Raw genomic sequence first — 18,415 nt, forward strand, 5'->3', positions numbered from 1 at the left:
CTTCCCCTCTGGTTCAGGCCGAGGTGAAGGCCTCCGCGTCATCGGCGGCGAGGATCTCCTGGTACACGCGGTCGGCGACGGCTCGGATCGCGTCGGCAGGCAGCAACTGGAGCCTCGTCACGCGTGAAGGGCGGGAACTGCAGCGTTGAATGCTGTCCTTGGCGAAGCCAATCAGGTGCTCGATTTGAGGATGCATCTCCAGCCAACGGTGGCGTGCCCAGGCACCGCTGCTCGTCCCGAGCGCGATCTTCAAAACGGACCGTCCGCCGACTTTGCGGCGTTCAGCCGTCCATGACAGCGCGAGCTCGCCAGACAGCGTCGCCGCGACCCGAGCAGGCAGATCGCGGATGTAGCTGAAACCGCCCTCAGGGCGCTTCACGAGATACAACATTCCGAAGGTTGAAGAGCGGCGCATCAGCACCTCGTTCGGCGCTGATTCATACCAGCATTCCTACCAAGGAACCTACCAGAGCCGATTTCGACTCTTTTTCTGTCAGAAATTTCGTTAAAACTCAACGACTTAGCCACATAAGTGGCGCGACCTACGGGAGTCGAACCCGTCTCCCCAGCGTGAAAGGCTGGTGTCCTAACCGATAGACGAAGGTCGCAGGCTTCCGAACCGCTGGGGCCCGTGGCGAAGCGGGGCGAGGTATAGTGGCAGGCTTGCCGCTCTGCAAGCCGTGAGTTTCCGGTTCCTGTGGTCAATTGCCGGAACGGCCGCCATCCCGACCGTGCCCTGTCGGCATCGGCCGTTCACGCCGGCCGCGCCAGGTCGAGGACGCGCAGTTCGGCCGTCTCATTGCCGCCCCAGCGATTGAGGGTCAGGGTCGCGGCGAGATGGACGCTCTCGCCCCGCGCCGCCAGCAGGGCCCGGCCGAGCGGCTCCTGCGCGACACGGAAGGCGATGCCGCCGACCGTCGCGCCGTCGCCGCTCCTGAGCTTGACGCGGACATGCCCGCCGCTGCCGATCTCGACCGCATCGGTCAAGCGGTGGGCGGGGAAAACGAAGACCGGCTCGGGGCTGCCGGCACCAAAAGGGCCGGCCTTGTCGATCTCGGCGAGCAGACGCGGCGTGGCGCCGCCGGCGCTGAGGGCGGCATCGACCAGCAGCGCCTCGGATTCGCTGGCAGTTCCGACTTCGGCGGCGAGGCGCTCGATCAGGAAGGCGTGGAAGGCCGGGCCCTGCCCGGCCGCCAGCGTGACGCCGGCCGCCATGGCGTGTCCGCCACCCTTGACCGCGAGCCCGGCCTCGACGGCAGCACGAACGGCACGGCCGAGATCGACGCCGGCGACAGAGCGGCCGGAGCCAGTCGCACCGCCCTCCCCGTTCAGGGCCAGCGCGAAGGCCGGCCGGCGGAAACGCTCCTTCAGCCGCGCCGCGACGAGGCCAACGATGCCGGGATGCCAATCGGCCGCGCCCGCGAGCAGGACGGGTAGGCCGGCATCGCGCATCAGGGCATGCTCGGCCTGCGAGGTCGCCTCCAGCACGGCCTGACGCTCGATCTCCTGCCGCTCCTGGTTGAGGCGATTGAGTTCGGCGGCGATACCGCGTGCCTCGATCTCGTCATCGGTCAGCAGGAGGCGCGCGCCCAGGCCTGCGTCGCCGATGCGGCCGCCGGCATTGATGCGCGGGCCGAGCAGGAAGCCGAGATGCCAGGGCTGCACCGGCCCGTCGAGCCCGGCAACGTCCATCAGCGCCGCCAGCCCCGGCCGGGCGCGGCCGCGCAGCATGGCGAGGCCCTGGCGGACGAAGGCGCGGTTGAGGCCGCGAAGCGGCACGACATCGGCCACCGTCGCCAGCGCCACGAGATCGAGCGCGGCGAGCAGATCGGGCTCGCTGCCGCGTGCCGCCCAGACGCCCTGGCGGCGGAGTTCGGCCCGCGTCGCGACCAGCGCCAGGAAGACGACGCCGGCGGCACAGAGATGGCCCAGCCCCGAGAGATCGTCCTGGCGGTTCGGATTGACCAGCGCCTCGACCTCCGGCAGCCGCTCCGGCGCCTGGTGATGGTCGAGCACGACGACGTCGAGCCCGAGCCGTTTCGCCTCCGCCAGCGGCTCATGGCTCGTCGTGCCGCAATCGACGGTGACGAGCAATGTCGCGCCCTCGGCCGCGAGCTGGCGGATCGCCTCGCTGTTGGGGCCATAGCCCTCGATCAGCCGGTCGGGGATATGGATGCGCGGGTGGGCGCCGGCCTGCGTCAGGAAACCCGCCAGCAGCGCCGCGGAGCAGGCACCGTCGACATCGTAGTCGCCGAAGATCGCGACCTGCTCGCGCGTCGCGACCGCCCTTGCGAGGCGGGCCGCGGCCGGGCCCATGTCGATCAACGTGCCGGGATCGGGCAGGAGATCGCGCAGCTTCGGTTCGAGATAGAGCGCGGCCTGGTTGGGCTCGACGCCGCGCCCCGCCAGCAGCCGGGCGAGGATGTCGGGGATGCCCTCGAGCTGCGACAGCGCCTCGGCGCGGCCCAGGCCCGCGGCATCGAGCCGGTCGCGCCAGGGCCGGCCCAGTGCGGAGCGGGTGACGCCGAGAAAGGCGCGGGGTGGTTCGAGACTCATGGGCAGAGGGCGTCGCGCAGGCGCACCCATTCGTCAACCGTGGCGTTGCGGGATACCGGGCGCGGGGCGGTTCTGCGGCGTCAGGCCGCGCTGGCGCGAACCAGATCGCGCACCGATCGGACAGCGACCGCATAGCCCTGCGCGCCGAGCCCGGCGATGATCGCGGTCGCGGCCAGCGAGACATAGGAGCGGTGATAGATCGGCTCGCGGCGATGGATGTTGGTGATGTGCAGCTCGATGATCGGGCCGGAGAACATCTTGAGCGCGTCGAGGATCGCCATCGAGGTGAAGGTGAAGGCGGCGGGGTTGATCACGATGGCGCAGCCGCCGTCGATCGCCTCGTGAATCCAGTCGATCAGCTCGTATTCGCGGTTCGACTGGCGGAACTCCAGGGGAGCGTCGCCGGCAGCCTCCCGGCACATCGCCTCGACCTCCGCGAGCGTCGTCGAGCCGTAGAGATGCGGCTCGCGCGTGCCGAGGCGGTTCAGGTTCGGGCCGTTGAGGACGTAGATCGGCTTGGTCACGAGAGCACCTGTGATGTGTTTGGATTCCGCCGATCAGCCCGGATAGCCCATCAGGCGCGGCAGCCAGAGGACGAGGCCCGGCATGAAGGTGATCAGCGCCAAGGCGGCGATCATCGCGAAGAGGAACGGCATGCATTCCCGCACGATGTCCCTGAGCGGCACGCCGGTGATGTTGTTCATGATGAAGAGCAGCAGCCCATAGGGCGGCGTGATCAGCCCGAGCATGATGTTGACCACCACGACGACGCCGAAATGCACCATGTCGATGCCGAGCGCCTTGGCCGTCGGAATGAAGACCGGCACGACGATAAGAAGGATCGCGGTGCCCTCCAGCAGGCAGCCGAGGACCAGCAGGACAGCGTTGACGAGCAGCAGGAAGCCGATCGGGGACAGGTTCCAGCCCGAGAGCAGCACCTTGAGGCTCTCGGGGATGTTCTCGATCGTCACGACATAATTGAACACCAGCGCCCCGGCGATGAGCATGCCGATCGAGGCCGTCGTGCGGGCGCTGTAGGCGAGCGAGCTGTAGAAGGCCCCCAGCGACACGCTGCGATAGAGCAGCGCCGAGACCGCCAGCGCATAGGCTGCCGCGACCGCAGCCGCCTCGGTCGGCGTCGTCGCGCCGCCATAGATGCCGCCGAGCAGTACGACCGGCATCATCAGCGCCGGAAAGGCGCGCCAGGTGATGCCCGGCCATTCGCGCAGCGGAATCGGCGGCTCGACCGGGAAGTTCCGCTTCTTGGCGGTGAAGCCGACGATGCCCATCTGGACGCCGGCCATCAGCAGGCCGGGCACGACGCCGGCGAGAAAGAGGAAGCCGATCGAGGCATCCGAGACCAGGGCGTAGAGCACCATCGGGATCGAGGGCGGGATGATCGGCCCGATCACCGAGGAGACGGCCGTCAGCGCCGCGGCGAAGCTCGGCGGGTACTTGCCGTCCTTGGTCATCATCGCCTGCATCATGCGCCCGGTGCCGGCGGCATCGGCGATGGCCGAGCCCGACATGCCGGCGAAGATCACGCTCTGGACGATGTTGACCTGGGCCAGCCCGCCCCGGAAACGCCCGACCAGCGCGTCGCAGAAGCGCAGCAGCCGCTCCGTCATCGAGCCGATGTTCATCAGCTCGGCGGCGAGGATGAAGAGCGGCACCGCGAGGATGACGTAGTTCGTATACATGCCGTTGAGCAGCTGCTCGGCGGCGATGCTGAGATCCTGGCCTGCGAGCAAAAGGTAGAAGATCGAGCCCGCGATCATGGCGTGGCCGATCGGCAGGCCGAGCAACGACAGCGTGACGATCGCGAGGATGCAGAGCGAGAACGGGCTGGTCATACGCCCGATCCCGCCTTGGTCGGATCGAAGGCCTCCGGCGCGGTTCCGCGCAGCGCCTGCCAGCCGAGCCATAGATAGCGGCAGATGGCCGCCACGGCGAAGGCGAGATAGATCGCATAGACCCAGTTGAACGGCAGCTTCAGATAGGCCGTGCGCTCGACCTTCATGAAGGAGACGTAGTCGACCATCGCCGGCAGCGAGATGGTGTAGAGCACGACCAGAGCGGCGGCCGTGACCACCGCCATCACCCGCCGGGCGCGGGCACCGACCGCGCCATAGATAATGTCGAAGCGGATTTCCTCGCTTTCGCGCGTGACGAAGGCGGACCCGAACAGCACGATCCAGAGCCAGAGGATCACGCTGATCTCATGCGTCCAGCCGATCGGCAGGTTGAGCAGGTAGCGGAAGACGATCTGGAGGATGAAGACGGCGAACATGCCGCCGAGCATCAGCACCAGAACATTCTCGGCGCGGCGGGACAACCACCCGCCGAGCCCCTTCAACCGATCCGTCACACCCAAGCCCTCCCCGCTCCGAACGCCTCAGAGCGCGTTGATCTTCTCGACCATGCCGGGCTTCCAGCTCTTGGCGAGATCGGAGGCGAGATACTTCTTCTGGGCGAAGTCGCGGAAGGCGGCGACATCGGGCGTGTAGACCTCGAGCCCCTGCTTCTTGAAGAAGTCGACCAGTTCCTTTTCCTTGTCGAGATGCTGCTTGGCGCTCCAGTCCATGGCGGCATCGGCCGCGGCCTGGAAGGCAGCCTGCTTCTGCGGCGACATCGCCTTCCAGATCCGGTCGGTGACGCAGAGCAGGTCGAAGCCGACGAGATGCGAGGTCAGCACGATCTGCGAGGAGACCTCGTAGAACTTCATGTTCTGGACGTTAGGCAGCGGGTTGTCCTGGCCGTCGATCGCGCCGCTCTGCAGGCCGGTATAGACCTCGGCATAGGCCATCGGCGTCGGGTTGGCGCCGATCGACTGGCCGAGGAACTGCCAGGCGTCGCCGCCGGGCATGCGCAGCTTGATGCCGGCCATGTCGGCGGGCGTCATGATCTTCTTCTTGGGCTTCAACCCGACCTGACGGGCGCCGAAATAGGTCGGCCCGAGAATCTTGATGTTGAGCTTGTCCTCGGCGGCCTTTTTGAGATCGGCGCCGACATCGCTGGCGAAGACCTTCTTCAGGTGGTCGGCATCGCGGAAGAGATAGGCCGAGGTCACGATCGACCATTCCGGAATCTGGTTCGAGACGTCCTGCGGCGCGATGTTGCCCATTTCGAGGTTGTTGCGCTGCATGGCGACCAGTTCGGTGCCCTGCTTGAACAGGTTGCCGCCGTAATAGGGCTGCAGCGTGAAATCCTCTTTGATGGCATCGCCGAAGCGCTTCATCATCTCGGCGCGGATGTCCTGCTCGGAGAACACCGCCGAGAAGCGCAGATTGGGCTTGGCCTGCGCCAAAGCGCGCCCGCTCAAACCAGCCCCCGCAACGGCCGCGCCGCCAGCGATCAGCGCACGCCTGTCGATTTCAAAAGCCATGACGAACCTCCCCTGTAAGCGGACTGTGACGCCGCCTTGTGGGGCGCACTATCGCCGCGAGTCCGCCGACGCGCAACATGGATTTTTTATTTCATATGATGTTTCGTATTTTGCCATATGAATTGATCCACCAGCGGGTTCAGCTATGATGAGACCTCCTTCGCTGCGGGAGCCGTCGTTCCGGCTGCGTGGGAGACTGCAATCCAAGGCCAGATCATGCTCAGCATCACGCCACCGCCCCCCTCGATCGGCGAGACGGCCTACCGGCGCATCCGCTCGGACATCATCTTCGGGCGGCTCGCCCCGGGGCAGAAGCTCAAGCTCGAGGTGCTGCGCGAGAGCTACGGGGCGAGCGTGAGCACGCTCCGCGAACTGCTCAACCGCCTGGCATCGGAGGGGCTGATCGAGGCCGAAGGCCAGAAAGGCTTCGTCGTCACGCCGGTTTCGGCCACGAATCTGCGCGAGATCGCGGCGATGCGCCTGCTGCTCGAAGGCCACGCGCTGGCGCAGTCCTTCGAGGCCGGCGACATGGAATGGGAGGGACGCGTCGTCGCAGCGCATCACAAGCTCGCCTTGATGGAGCGGCGCATGCTGGCGCGCGACCGCGGCGAGCCCGAACTCTGGAAGCGCTATGACTGGGAGTTCCACCATGCGCTGATCTCGGCCTGCGGCTCGCAGGTGCTGCTGGAGACGCATGCCGCGATCTACGACAAATATCTGCGCTACCAGATGGTGGCAGTGATCTTCCGCGGCGAGATCGCAGCGCAGGAGCACCAGACCCTGCTCGACTGCGCGCTGCGCCGCGACACGGCGCAGGCCGCCGCCGTGCTGGCGCGCCATGTCGATGGCTGCGTCGAGCACACGCTGGCGGGAGGAACACTGCCGCACGGGATCGAGGGATAAGGCACCGGGCGGAGACGCGCCCTCAGGGGCCGACCACGGTTCCGCGTGCGCGCCCACCCGCCACGCGGCAGGAGCAGCCACCCCCGATCACGGCGAGGTCGATCAACTGGCAGGTCCGCACCGGAGTCGCACAATAGCCGCCGATCGCGCCGGAGACCGGCGCCGCGTAGACGCGGTAACGGTAGACATAGGGATCGGCGTAATAGGGCGAGACCGCTGCGGCGCCGATCGCCGCTCCCGCGACAAGGCCGGCGGCACCCCAGCCCCAGCCCGAATCCCAGCCGCGATAGTAACCGGGATGCCCCCAGCCCCGGCGCCAGCCCCAACCGGAGCGGACATAAGGCCGGCCCCAGCCCCCGCCATGCCAGCCTGCGCCACGCCAGGAATTGCCGCGCCAGGAATTGCCGTGCCAGGAACTGCCGCGCCAAGAACTGCCGCGCCATCCTCCGCCGCCATACCGTCCTCCGCCGCGCCAGCCCGACCCTCCCCAGGCTCCGCCGCGCCAAGCTCCGCTGCCGCCTTGCCATCCGCCGCCTTGCCATCCGCCACCGCGCCATCCCCCGCCGCCGGGAATGAACGTGCCTCCCGCGGCGTCGCGCCCGCGCTGGGCGGCGGCGTCCTGGGCGCTGACGATGACGAGGGGGGCGATGGCGGCTGCGAGCAGAAGGACGTGACGCATGGCACACTCCTACGACGAGACCGCCTCAGAATAGCGCAAATCGCGCTGGCCGTATCGTCTTTTGACAGCCGCCGGCCGGTCGCGACCGGGCCGGTGCAGAGCCGCCTAAACGACGATGGCCGGGACGAGCCCGGCCATCGGAATGCAAGCTGCATGCGCGCGACGGCCCCGGCCGTCGGCGGCTCAGTCGAGCTTGAACTTGCCGAAGTCGCGGTGTTCGCCATGGATGCGGCGCACCGTGCCGGTGATCGAGCGGTAGACGATGGTCTCCGTCTCGATGACGTCGCGGCCGAACTTCACGCCCTTGAGCATGCCGCCATCGGTGACGCCGGTCGCGCAGACGATGGTGTCGCCGGACGCCATCTCCTCCATGCTGTATTTCTTGTTCGGGTCAGAAATGCCCATGGTCAGGGCGCGGGCGCGCTTCTCCTCGGTGTCGAGGATGAGGCGGCCCTGCATCTGGCCGCCGACGCAGCGCAGAGCCGCTGCCGCCAGCACGCCCTCGGGCGCGCCGCCGATGCCGAGATAGAGATCGATGCCGGTCTTGTGCGGCTCGGTGCAGTAGATCACGCCGGCGACGTCGCCATCGGTGATGAGGCGGATCGAGCAGCCGGTCTTGCGGACCTCCTCGATCAGCTTGGCATGGCGCGGGCGGTCCATGATCAGCGTCGAGATCTCGCTCGGCTTGACGCCCTTGGCCTTGGCGAGCGCGTGGATGTTGTCGGTCGCCGAAGCGTCGAGATCGACGACACCGCGCGCATAGCCCGGGCCGATCGCGATCTTGTCCATGTAGACGTCGGGCGCGTTCAGGAGCTTGCCGGCCTCGGCCATCGCCATCACCGCGATGGAATCGGGCATGTCCTTGGCGCAGAGGGTGGTGCCTTCCAGCGGGTCGACGGCGATGTGGACCCGGGGCCCCTGACGCGTGCCGACCTTCTCGCCGATGAAGAGCATCGGCGCCTCGTCGCGCTCGCCCTCGCCGATGACGATCTCACCGTCGATCGGCAGGCGGTTCAGCTCGCGCCGCATCGCGTCGACCGCCGCCTGGTCAGCCGCCTTCTCGTTGCCGTGACCGCGCAGGCGCGCAGCCGAGACCGCGGCGCGCTCGGTGACGCGCACCAGTTCCATCGAGAGATAGCGCTCGATGATCTGGGAGGAGGAAATGCGGAGATCGTCGGACATGAGCGGTTCCCTTTGTTTCGGCAATCGGCAGTCGCCGCGGCGTGGCGGCCGACAGCCTACTCCCGTTCGATACGGATGACTTGCGGCGGTTCGGCGATGTGGCCGTCGGCCGACACCTTGTCGAGCGCCGCGCGGATCGCGGCTTCGCTGGTGGCGTAGGTGATCAGCACGACCGGCACCGGCGCGCCGGAGCGCCCGCCGGGATCCTGGGCCGCTGCGGCGGCGGAGCGCCGCTGAACGATGCTCTCGAGCGAGATGTCGGCCTCGGCCATGCGGGTCGCGATGCCGGCCGCAGCACCCGGCCGGTCGGCAACCGCGAGGCGGACATAATAGCCGCCCTCATGACGCTGCATCGGCGCGCGTGTCGCGGTTTCGAGCCGCGCCACCGGCAGGCCGAAGGGCAGCCCCGCCGTGCCGCGCGCGACATCGGCGATGTCGGCGACGACGGCCGACGCCGTCGGGTCGCCGCCGGCGCCGGGGCCGACGAGGGTGAGTTCGCGGACCGCATCGGCATCGACGGTGACCGCGTTGAGCACGCCCATCACCTGCGCGATGGCAGAGGATTTCGGCACCATGGTCGGATGGACGCGCTGCTCGATGCCGGTCTTGGTCCGCTCCGCGACGCCGAGCAGCTTGATCCGGTAGCCGAGCTCGTCAGCCATCTTCAGGTCGAGCGGCGCGATCGAGGAAATGCCTTCGACATGAATCGCTTCGGCGTCGATCTTCGTGCCGAAGGCGAGGCTGGTCAGGATGGCGAGCTTGTGAGCCGTGTCATAACCCTCGACATCGAAGGTCGGGTCGGCCTCGGCATAGCCGAGGCGCTGGGCGTCCTTCAGGCAGGCCTCGAAGGTCAGCCCCTCCAGCTCCATGCGCGAGAGGATGTAGTTGCAGGTGCCGTTCAGGATGCCATAGAGCCGCGTGACGTTGTTGCCGGCCAGCGCCTCGCGCAGGGTCTTCACGACCGGGATGCCGCCGGCGGACGAGGCCTCGAAGGCAAGCGCCGCGCCGTTCTCTTCCGCCAGAGTGGCGAGTTCGATGCCGTGATGGGCGAGCAGCGCCTTGTTGGCCGTGACGACGGATTTGCCGGCAGTCAGCGCAGCCTCCACGGCCGCCTTGGCCGGGCCGTCCGAGCCGCCGATCAGTTCGACCAGGCAATCGATCTCGCCCGATTTCGCCAGTGCGACCGGATCGTCGAACCAGGTCAGGCCGCCGAGGTCGACGCCGCGATCACGGTTGCGGTCCCGGGCCGAGACGGCGGTGACGCGGATGGCGCGGCCGCAGCGTGCGGCCAGCGCATTCTCCTGCCGGCGCAGGATGCGCAGCACAGAGGCGCCCACCGTTCCGAGGCCGGCAAGGCCGATTCGCAGGGGCTGGGAGGCGGTCTGGGCGGTCGCGACTGTCATGGGCGCGGCGTCGCATGCGCGGCCCCTGCGAGTCAACGGCGAAGCCCTTTTTCAAGCTCACCCGAAGCGGCAGACCACCTCGGCGGCCAGCCGCTTCAGTTTTCCATCGGCGAAGGTCAGATGGATGCGCAGCAGATTGGTGCCGAAGGCCGTGGCCTTGATCGTGTGCAGCGCCTCCAGCGTGTCGCCGGACCAGGTCGTGGCATTCTCGATCGCGGGCGTCCAGAACCAGGGACGCGGCGGGACGATCGCGATCGTCGCGAGGATCTTCTCGGCCGCTGCCTGGTCGATACCGACCGGGATATGACGCCCGACGATCTCGGTCGCGTCACGGCCGCATTCGCGCGCCGTGGTCGCCGCCAGCACCTCGGCGACGAGCGCCGAATCCGTCTGCGGCACGCGGCCGCGCGAATAGTCATAGGTGGTGACGAGGCAGATGAGCGCGAACAGGCCGACCCCGACCCCGATCAGACGGCCCTTGCTGAACATCGCGCGCTGCAGCCCCTCACCGGACGAAGCTGTCCGTGGCGAGGGGTTCCCATGTTTTCAGGGCGCGGTCCAGTCTCGTGCGCGCTTCTCAGGATTGCAGGCGGAGGTTGATACCCTACCCTGCCTTCGGCATCTGGATGACGTTGTGCAGCGTGTGATCCGCCGTCTTGAGGAAGCGGCCGACATTGCGGGCGGCCTGGCGGATGCGCTGCTCGTTCTCGACGATGGCGATGCGGACATAGTCGTCGCCATGCTCGCCGAAGCCGATACCGGGCGCGACCGCGACCTCGGCCTTCTCGATCAGCAGCTTCGAGAATTCGAGCGAGCCGAGATGGCGGAACTTCTCCGGGATCGGCACCCAGGCGAACATCGAGGCTTTCGGCGCCGGGAACTCCCAGCCCGCCTTGCCGAAACTCTCGACCAGCGCGTCGCGGCGCTTGCGGTAGATGTCGCGCATCTCGCGGATGCAGTCGTCGGGGCCGTTGAGGGCCGCTGCCGCCGCGACCTGGATCGGGGTGTAGGCGCCGTAGTCGAGATAGGATTTCACCCGCGCGAGAGCAGCCAGGAGCCGCTCGTTGCCGACAGCGAAGCCCATGCGCCAGCCCGCCATCGAGAAGGTCTTCGACATCGAGGTGAACTCGACCGTGACGTCCATTGCGCCCGGGACCTGCAGCATCGAGGGCGGCGGGTCGTTCTCGTCGAAATAGACCTCGGCATAAGCGAGGTCGGAGAGCAGGATCAGCTCGTGCTTCTTCGCGAAGGCGACGAGATCGCGGTAGAAATCGAGCGAGGCGGTATAGGCGGTCGGGTTCGCCGGGTAGCAGGTGACGAGCGCGATCGGCTTCGGCACCGAATGGATCATCGCCCGCTCCAGCGCCGGAAAGAAGGCCGGCGTCGGCTCCGCCGGCACCGAGCGGATGACACCGCCCGCCATCAGGAAACCGAAGGCGTGGATCGGGTAGCTCGGATTGGGCACCAGCACGACGTCGCCCGGCCCCGTGATGGCCTGCGCCATGTTGGCGAAGCCCTCCTTGGAGCCCAGCGTCGCGACGACCTGGGTGTCGGGGTTGAGCTTCACGCCGAAACGGCGCTCGTAATAATTCGCCTGGGCGCGACGCAGGCCGCCGATGCCCTTGGAAGCGGAGTAGCGGTCGGTGCGCGGCTTGCCCGCCGTCTCGACCAGTTTCTCGATGACATGCTTCGGGGCCGGCAGGTCCGGATTGCCCATGCCGAGATCGACGATGTCGACGCCCTTGGCGCGCTCGGCGGCCTTGATCTTGTTGACCTGTTCGAAAACATAGGGCGGCAGGCGCTTGATGCGGTGAAAATCGGCCATTTCGAACAGTTCCTTCGCCGGAGCCGGCAAATCCCAAACCAAATCCCAAACAGAGCGAAGCGCGCCGCCGGCCTCTTCCGGCGCCGCCTTCCGCAGAGCCCGATTCAGATCGTTGCGCCGCAGGTGCCTCGCGCCGCATCTTTGGTCACGACAGTCCCAAAAACGCAAGATTCAATCAGAGCCGAATATGGCAGAGCGATGCTTGCGCGGCGCTGCCGCGGCTTCTGCCCTCAGTTGGTCGGCAGCGTGGCCGGCTTGGGCGGCGGTGTCGCACCCAGCGACTTGGCCTGATTGCCGGCCGCCTCGTTGGAGAGGCGCTTGGCATCGAGCTCGGCCTCGATCTTCTTGAAGGCGGCCCTCGGCTTGCAGCCCTCGTTGGGTTTGCGGCTCTCGGGTGTGAAGGTGAAATGGGCCGCCTGCCCGGCCGGAACGAAGGGAGGAGGCGCCGGCCCATCCCCCTGGCAAAGCGGATCGACCGGAAAAGTCCGGCCGATCGGCATATAGGCGGGATCGGACGGACGGGTTTCCTGGACGAAGGGCTTGGACTCCTGCGGCGTCGTCGCCATCCCGGCCGCTTCCGCCACCACCTTGCCCGCCTCGCCCGCACAGCCGGCCGCGGCGACGCCCAGCGTCGCCAGAAGCAGCAGCGCCGCAAGCGGCTTTTTGGTCGGCAGGTCGAACGGCATGGCGTGATCCGGCAGGTTGCGGAATTCTCTTTGTAATCGATATCCGCTACGTCCTTAATAGGACCAAAATGGGGAGCAAGCAGCATCCCCACAGAAGACTGCGACGGGGAGAGCGCGATGAACCGGCGAGCGGACGAGAAGCCCGCAGATGCAGCCGCCTCAGCCGAGGCGCCGGTGCCGGATTTCGACCAGTTCGCGCAGAACATGGGCCGCCTCGTCGAGGAGTACGGCAAGGTGACGGCCGCCTATCTCAAGCCGATCGAGCGCGGCGAGGCGAAGGGCGGCCAGGCCGACGAGGCCAGCGAAATGGTCAAGACGCTCGGCCGAGTCGCCGAGAAATGGGTTTCCGACCCGCGCAAGATCATCGAGGCGCAGGCCTCGCTCACCGGCGACTTCCTCGAACTCTGGAGCAGCATGCTCAAGCGCGCCGGCGGCGAGGAGGCGAAACCCGTCGCCGAGCCCGACCAGCGCGACGCCCGCTTCGCCGACCCGGACTGGTCGGCGCATCCGATCTTCGACTTCGTCAAGCAGGCCTATCTGATCGGCTCGCGCTGGGCCGAATCGATGGTCGACAAGGCCGACGATCTTGACCCGCACACCCGCGAGAAGGCGCGCTTCTACGTCAAGCAGATCGCCAGCGCGCTATCGCCCTCCAACTTCGTCGCGACCAATCCCGAACTGCTGCGCGAGACGCTGCGGCAGAATGGCGACAACCTGGTGCGCGGCATGAAGATGCTGGCCGAGGACATCGAGGCCGGCGGTGGCGAACTCAAGATCCGGCAATCCGACCCTGGCGCCTTCAGGATCGGCGTCAACATCGCCGCCACGCCCGGCAAGGTGATCTTCCGCGACGACATCATGGAGCTGATCCAGTACGCGCCGTCGACCGAGACGGTGCTGAAGCGCCCTCTCCTGATCGTGCCGCCCTGGATCAACAAGTTCTACATCCTCGATCTCAACGCCGAGAAGAGCTTCATTCGCTGGTGCGTCGCGCAGGGGCTGACCGTGTTCTGCATCTCCTGGGTCAACCCGGACGAGCGCCACGCCGCCAAGGATTTCGAGAGCTATATGCGCGAGGGCATCTTCTCGGCGCTCGATGCGATCGAACAGGCGACCGGCGAGACGAAGGTCAGCGCGATCGGCTACTGCGTCGGCGGCACGCTGCTCGGCGTGACGCTGGCCTATATGGCCGCGATGAAGGACAAGCGCATCGACAGCGCGACCTTCTTCACGACGCAGGTCGATTTCTCGCAGGCCGGCGAGCTCTCCGTCTTCGTCGACGAGGACCAGATCCGCGCCGTCGAGGAGCAGATGACCAAGAGCGGCTACCTCGACGGCGCGCGCATGGCCGGCGCCTTCAACATGCTGCGCCCCAACGACCTGATCTGGTCCTATGCCGTCAACAACTACCTCAAGGGCAAGGCGCCGACGCCGTTCGACCTGCTCTACTGGAACTCCGACTCGACCCGGATGCCGGCGGCGAACCATTCCTTCTACCTGCGCAACTGCTATCTGGAGAACAAGCTCTCGAAGGGCGAGATGAAGATCGGCGGCAAGATGCTCGACCTGAAGAAGGTCAGGATTCCGGTCTACAATCTCGCGACCCGCGAGGACCACATCGCCCCGGCGAAGTCCGTCTTCACCGGCTCGCAGTGCTTCGGTGGCCCGGTCGACTACGTCGTGGCCGGCTCCGGGCATATCGCCGGCGTGGTCAACCCTCCGGCCAAGGTGAAGTACCAGTACTGGACCGGCGGGCCGCCGGAGGGCGCCTACGAGACCTGGTTCAAGGGCGCGCAGGAACACCCCGGCTCGTGGTGGCCCCACTGGTTCGGATGGCTCGAGAAGCAGGCGCCGAAGCGTGTGCCGGCGCGTATACCCGGCAGCGGCGAATTGCCCGCGCTGGAAGACGCACCCGGAACCTATGTGCTTAAGAAGGCCTGAGCGGACGCTGGCCATAAGCCGCGGCCGTCATTCCGGACGCTCGATACAAAAAAGCCGGCCTTCGGGCCGGCTTTTTCATCGATGGCGACAGGCGCGGCGTCAGAACTTGCGGACGACCGGCTGCGCGGGAATCGTCTCCGCCGGATTGTCCCAGCGATAGGTCAGGCCGGCCGAAAGGATGTGGATATAGGGCTTGGCCTCGGCGCTGAAGAAGACGGGGCCCTGCTGCGGATGGGTTCCGCCGTAGTTCACCGTCGCCTTGGTGACGTGGATATAGCTGTAGCCGAGATCGAGCTTCAGCTTGTCCGTGGCCTGGTAGCTGGCACCGGCCGAGAGCCAGAGCCGGTCATTGTCCGAGATGAACACCGTGCGGTTGGTGTCGTTCACGGCAGAGAGCTCATAGGCGACACCGGCGCGCAGGGTCAGAGCCTGATTGTATTTGTATTCGAGGCCGCCGCTGAAATACCAGCTATCGTCATAGACGAAGTTGAGGCTGCTGATCGGCGTTCCGGTGATCTCGCTGACGATCGGGATGCGGCGGAAGCGGCTCCAGTTCGTCCATTCGACTCCGAGATGTGCCTGCCACTGGTCGTTGATGACCTGCGACACGCCGAAGACGACCGAGTCCGGCAGGTTGAGGTTGGCCTTGATCGGCGCTACGCCGGCAACGGTCGAGATTGTGCCCTCGAGCGTCTGCCGGATCGAGGAGCGATAGGCGATACCGATCGTCGTCCCCTGCAGCGGCGTCAGCGTCGCACCGACGCGGAAGCCGTAATCGACCGAGTCGCCCTTGAGGATCTGGTTGGGAGCGCCCGGACCGATCGCCGTCGCGAGCGTGGCGCCGGTCGCGTTCTTCAGATTGGTGCTCAGATACTGGATCTGGAAGGCGGCGCCGATCGAGAGCCAGTCATTGACCTTGTAGCCGACCGTCGGCGAGACGTTGACCGTGCGCAGCGTCGCCGAGCGGCCATAGACTTGGCCGGCATAGACCTGATTCTCGGGCTTCGAGCGCAGGCCGAAGGGCGCGCCCGTCGTCATGCCGACCCAGAACCGATCGGTGAGCTGCCAGGCCGAGTAGGAAGCCGGGATGAAGGCACCGTCACCACCGATGTTGCCGCCGCCGTTCTGGATCGGGCTGGCGGGCCCCAACGGCGAGCCGAGCCTGGTCGTCGAAGTCGGCTCATAGGAGCCGTTGGCGTTGAGATAGGTGAAGTTCCACTGGCTGTTGCGGCCGGGGAACATCGTGATCGTCGCGGGGTTCCAGGCCATCGAGCCCATTCCGATGCCGCCCGCGGCCGCGCCGGCATAGGCCATGCCCAGACCCTCGGCGCTCTGGCCGCTGCGGACGGCGAAGGAACTCGCCGACGCTGCGCCGGCGGCAAGAAGAGCCGCCGCGGAAACCGTGGCCGCAGCTGCCTTGCGAACGATGCCCTTCATGAAATCCATCCCGTCTCTTGTTTCTTAGGGGCCAGGCTGCCCCGCTCGATCGCGAGCATGGCGTGAGCCGTTTGCCGCCGCAATGCTCGCCTTGAATGCCCAAAATCAGCTCAGCCTGTGCATGTTTCCGTTACGGAATGCTAAAAAAGTCCGCCGAGATCGGCGATTTTGCACGACGCCGAACGGCCTTCTTTCTGAAAGCGATCGTTTATATACGAACTATCGCCGTTTTCCGGAGGCGTGGCTCGAAACCGGGCAGAGGCGCACACTTCGCCGGCATACCGCTTTCGGAACACACGTTGCATTCTCGCAACAACAGGAACGACTGCAGCATGCAGCGGACCCATGCGTGTGAACGGGCTTGTCTTTGGCCGCGCCATCCGGTCAGGATCGCGCCCCAATTAGATCGTTTGAAACGGGGGAAACGACGTGAAACTGCTACGCTACGGTGCGCTCGGCCAGGAAAAGCCCGGCCTCCTCGATGCCAAGGGCGCTCTGCGGGACCTTTCGGGCTCCATCCCGGACCTCGCCGGCAAGACCCTGACCTCGTCCTCGCTGGCGAAGATCAAGGCACTCGACCCCGAAACGCTGCCGCTGGTTTCGGGCTCGCCGCGGATCGGCGCCTGCGTCGGCGATGTGCGCAACTTCATCGCGGTCGGCCTCAACTTCGCCGACCATGCGGCCGAGACCGGCGCCGCGATTCCGGCGGAGCCGATCCTCTTCAACAAGGCGCCGAACTGCATCGTCGGGCCCAATGACGACGTCATCATCCCGAAGAACTCTAAGAAGACCGACTGGGAGGTCGAGCTCGCGATCGTCATCGGCGATGGCGGCTCCTATATCCCGGAAGACAAGGCTCTTGCCGCGATCGCCGGCTTCTGCGTCTGCAACGACGTCTCGGAGCGCGAGTTCCAGACCGAGCGCGGCGGCCAGTGGGCCAAGGGCAAGGGCTGCCCGACCTTCGGTCCGCTCGGCCCCTGGCTGGTGACGCCCGACGAGGTCAAGGACATCCAGAACCTCGCCATGTGGCTCGAAGTCGATGGCGAGCGCGTCCAGAACGGCTCGACCAAGACGATGATCTTCGGCGCCGCCTATCTCGTCCATTATATCAGCCAGTTCATGCGGCTGGACCCGGGCGACGTCATCACCACCGGCACGCCTCCCGGCGTCGGCCTCGGCTTCAAGCCGCCGCGCTTCCTGAAGGGCGGCGAGGTCGTCAAGCTCGGCATCGAAGGGCTCGGCACGCAGCAGCAGAACTTCCTGGCCTATCAGGGCTGAGGATCATTCCGGTCTGAAACGGAAAAGGGCCGCGCGAGCGGCCCTTTTCTTGTTTGTGGATCGAAGCTCTCCCCCAATGGAAGACGGGAAAAGCGCGTCACTTCTCCGGAAGGCCCAGCATCAGGCGGATGTTCTGGACGGCCGCGCCCGAAGCGCCCTTGCCGAGATTGTCGAGCTTCGCGACCAGCACCGCCTGGCGCAGATTGTCGTCGCCGAAGACGCGCAGCTCCAGCCTGTTGGTGTCGTTCAGCGATTCGGGCTCGAGCTTGCCACCGGCCTGGGCCGCGGGCACGACGCCGACATAGGTCGAGCCGGCATAATGCTCGGCCAGCGCATCCTCGAGATCGGCGGCCTTGGGCTTGCCCGGCAGCATGTCGAGATGCAGCGGGATCGAGACCAGCATGCCCTGCCGGAAATTCCCGACCGATGGAACGAAGATCGGCCGCCGCGTGAGCCGCGCATATTCCTGCAGTTCGGGCAGGTGCTTGTGTTTCAGCCCGAGGCCGTAAAGCTCGAAGGCCGGCGCCGCGCCCGCCTCATGGGCCTCGATCATGCTCTTGCCGCCGCCGGAATAGCCCGAGACCGCATTGATCGTGACCGGATGGTCCTGCGCCATCAGCCCGGCATCGACCAGCGGCCGCAGCAGGGCAATGGCGCCCGTCGGATAGCAGCCGGGGTTGGAAACCCGGTTGGCATTGGCGATCCTGGCCGCATGGCCGTGCTCGAGCTCGGCGAAGCCATAGACCCAGCCCGGCGCGACGCGATGGGCGGTCGCGGCATCGACGATCTTGGGCGACGCGCTGCCCAGCTCGTCGGCGAGTGCGACCGATTCCTTCGCTGCATCGTCCGGCAGGCAGAGCACGACGAGATCGACCTCCGCCATCATCGCCTTGCGGGCGCCCGGGTCCTTGCGCAGCTCGGTGGCGATGCTCTTGACCACCACCTCGGGCACGGCCGCCAGCCGGTCGCGGATGCCGAGGCCGGTGGTGCCGGCCTCGCCGTCGATGAAGATGGATTTCAGGTTCTGGCTCATCTGGACCCCCGATGGGTGCGAAAGCGAGGTGCTCGACTGCAAAAAAGTGCTTGGCCGGCTTCAGGCATAAAAAAACCGCGCTCGGGGCGCGGTCGCGGACGGTCTGG

At 66.7% G+C, this 18,415-nt stretch carries 17 protein-coding genes and 1 tRNA gene; 3 read left to right on the plus strand and 15 right to left on the minus strand.

Annotation, left to right across the window (positions count from 1 at the left end):
• Positions 1–13 precede the first annotated feature (13 nt).
• The 7 genes from C8D03_RS25290 to dctP form a co-directional block, all read right to left on the minus strand.
• The gene (locus tag C8D03_RS25290; protein ID WP_146170287.1) at positions 14–415 is read right to left on the minus strand and encodes a hypothetical protein; all 402 of its coding nucleotides are present in this window, start codon (positions 413–415) and stop codon (positions 14–16) included.
• A gap of 118 nt (positions 416–533) precedes the next feature.
• Positions 534–608: transfer RNA gene (locus C8D03_RS25295), tRNA-Glu, on the minus strand.
• Between the two features lie 145 nt (positions 609–753).
• The gene (gene recJ / locus C8D03_RS25300) at positions 754–2,556 is read right to left on the minus strand and encodes a single-stranded-DNA-specific exonuclease RecJ (protein ID WP_248308621.1); all 1,803 of its coding nucleotides are present in this window, start codon (positions 2,554–2,556) and stop codon (positions 754–756) included.
• Between the two features lie 80 nt (positions 2,557–2,636).
• Positions 2,637–3,080, minus strand: coding sequence for a type II 3-dehydroquinate dehydratase (locus tag C8D03_RS25305; protein WP_108050796.1), 444 nt, complete (start codon positions 3,078–3,080; stop codon positions 2,637–2,639).
• Positions 3,081–3,113: 33 nt separating this feature from the next.
• On the minus strand, positions 3,114–4,409 hold the full coding sequence (locus C8D03_RS25310; protein WP_108050798.1) for a TRAP transporter large permease: 1,296 nt from the start codon (positions 4,407–4,409) through the stop codon (positions 3,114–3,116).
• The gene (locus tag C8D03_RS25315) at positions 4,406–4,924 is read right to left on the minus strand and encodes a TRAP transporter small permease (protein ID WP_108051977.1); all 519 of its coding nucleotides are present in this window, start codon (positions 4,922–4,924) and stop codon (positions 4,406–4,408) included. The genes C8D03_RS25310 and C8D03_RS25315 overlap by 4 nt, the downstream gene beginning before the upstream one ends.
• Before the next feature lie 27 nt (positions 4,925–4,951).
• The gene (dctP, locus tag C8D03_RS25320) at positions 4,952–5,941 is read right to left on the minus strand and encodes a TRAP transporter substrate-binding protein DctP (protein ID WP_108050800.1); all 990 of its coding nucleotides are present in this window, start codon (positions 5,939–5,941) and stop codon (positions 4,952–4,954) included.
• 216 nt (positions 5,942–6,157) lie between these two features.
• On the opposite strand from dctP, the gene C8D03_RS25325 reads away from it, so the two are divergent.
• Positions 6,158–6,844, plus strand: coding sequence for a GntR family transcriptional regulator (locus C8D03_RS25325; protein WP_108050802.1), 687 nt, complete (start codon positions 6,158–6,160; stop codon positions 6,842–6,844).
• A gap of 22 nt (positions 6,845–6,866) precedes the next feature.
• Here C8D03_RS25325 and C8D03_RS25330 read toward each other — a convergent pair whose 3' ends face one another.
• From C8D03_RS25330 to C8D03_RS25355, 6 genes are all read right to left on the minus strand, one after another.
• Positions 6,867–7,523, minus strand: a complete 657-nt coding sequence (locus C8D03_RS25330; RefSeq protein ID WP_108050804.1) for a hypothetical protein — start codon at positions 7,521–7,523, stop codon at positions 6,867–6,869.
• A gap of 183 nt (positions 7,524–7,706) precedes the next feature.
• On the minus strand, positions 7,707–8,705 hold the full coding sequence (gene glpX, locus C8D03_RS25335; RefSeq protein WP_108050806.1) for a class II fructose-bisphosphatase: 999 nt from the start codon (positions 8,703–8,705) through the stop codon (positions 7,707–7,709).
• Between the two features lie 56 nt (positions 8,706–8,761).
• Entirely contained in the window at positions 8,762–10,108 is a 1,347-nt protein-coding gene (locus tag C8D03_RS25340) for a homoserine dehydrogenase (protein ID WP_108050808.1), read from the minus strand.
• Positions 10,109–10,165: 57 nt separating this feature from the next.
• Positions 10,166–10,597, minus strand: coding sequence for a hypothetical protein (locus C8D03_RS25345; RefSeq protein WP_108050810.1), 432 nt, complete (start codon positions 10,595–10,597; stop codon positions 10,166–10,168).
• A gap of 115 nt (positions 10,598–10,712) precedes the next feature.
• Positions 10,713–11,933 (minus strand): LL-diaminopimelate aminotransferase, encoded by a 1,221-nt coding sequence (locus tag C8D03_RS25350; protein ID WP_108051978.1) that lies wholly within the window; start codon positions 11,931–11,933, stop codon positions 10,713–10,715.
• A gap of 230 nt (positions 11,934–12,163) precedes the next feature.
• A complete protein-coding gene (locus C8D03_RS25355) occupies positions 12,164–12,619 on the minus strand; it encodes a hypothetical protein (protein ID WP_108050812.1) in 456 nt (151 codons plus the stop codon).
• A 117-nt stretch (positions 12,620–12,736) separates the two neighbouring features.
• Between C8D03_RS25355 and phaC the strand changes: the two genes are divergently transcribed.
• Entirely contained in the window at positions 12,737–14,560 is a 1,824-nt protein-coding gene (gene phaC, locus C8D03_RS25360; protein ID WP_108050814.1) for a class I poly(R)-hydroxyalkanoic acid synthase, read from the plus strand.
• 99 nt (positions 14,561–14,659) lie between these two features.
• Here phaC and C8D03_RS25365 read toward each other — a convergent pair whose 3' ends face one another.
• Entirely contained in the window at positions 14,660–15,997 is a 1,338-nt protein-coding gene (locus tag C8D03_RS25365; protein ID WP_181301250.1) for an OmpP1/FadL family transporter, read from the minus strand.
• A 429-nt stretch (positions 15,998–16,426) separates the two neighbouring features.
• Between C8D03_RS25365 and C8D03_RS25370 the strand changes: the two genes are divergently transcribed.
• Positions 16,427–17,275 carry a fumarylacetoacetate hydrolase family protein gene (locus C8D03_RS25370; RefSeq protein ID WP_108050818.1) on the plus strand — a complete coding sequence of 283 codons (849 nt, stop codon included), beginning with the start codon at positions 16,427–16,429 and terminating at the stop codon, positions 17,273–17,275.
• Between the two features lie 97 nt (positions 17,276–17,372).
• On the opposite strand, the gene argC is transcribed toward C8D03_RS25370, so the two are convergent.
• Entirely contained in the window at positions 17,373–18,308 is a 936-nt protein-coding gene (argC, locus tag C8D03_RS25375) for an N-acetyl-gamma-glutamyl-phosphate reductase (RefSeq protein WP_108050820.1), read from the minus strand.
• Between the last annotated feature and the right edge of the window lie 107 nt (positions 18,309–18,415).

It is taken from the genome of Bosea sp. 124, from assembly GCF_003046175.1.
Taxonomy (GTDB): Bacteria; Pseudomonadota; Alphaproteobacteria; order Rhizobiales; family Beijerinckiaceae; genus Allobosea.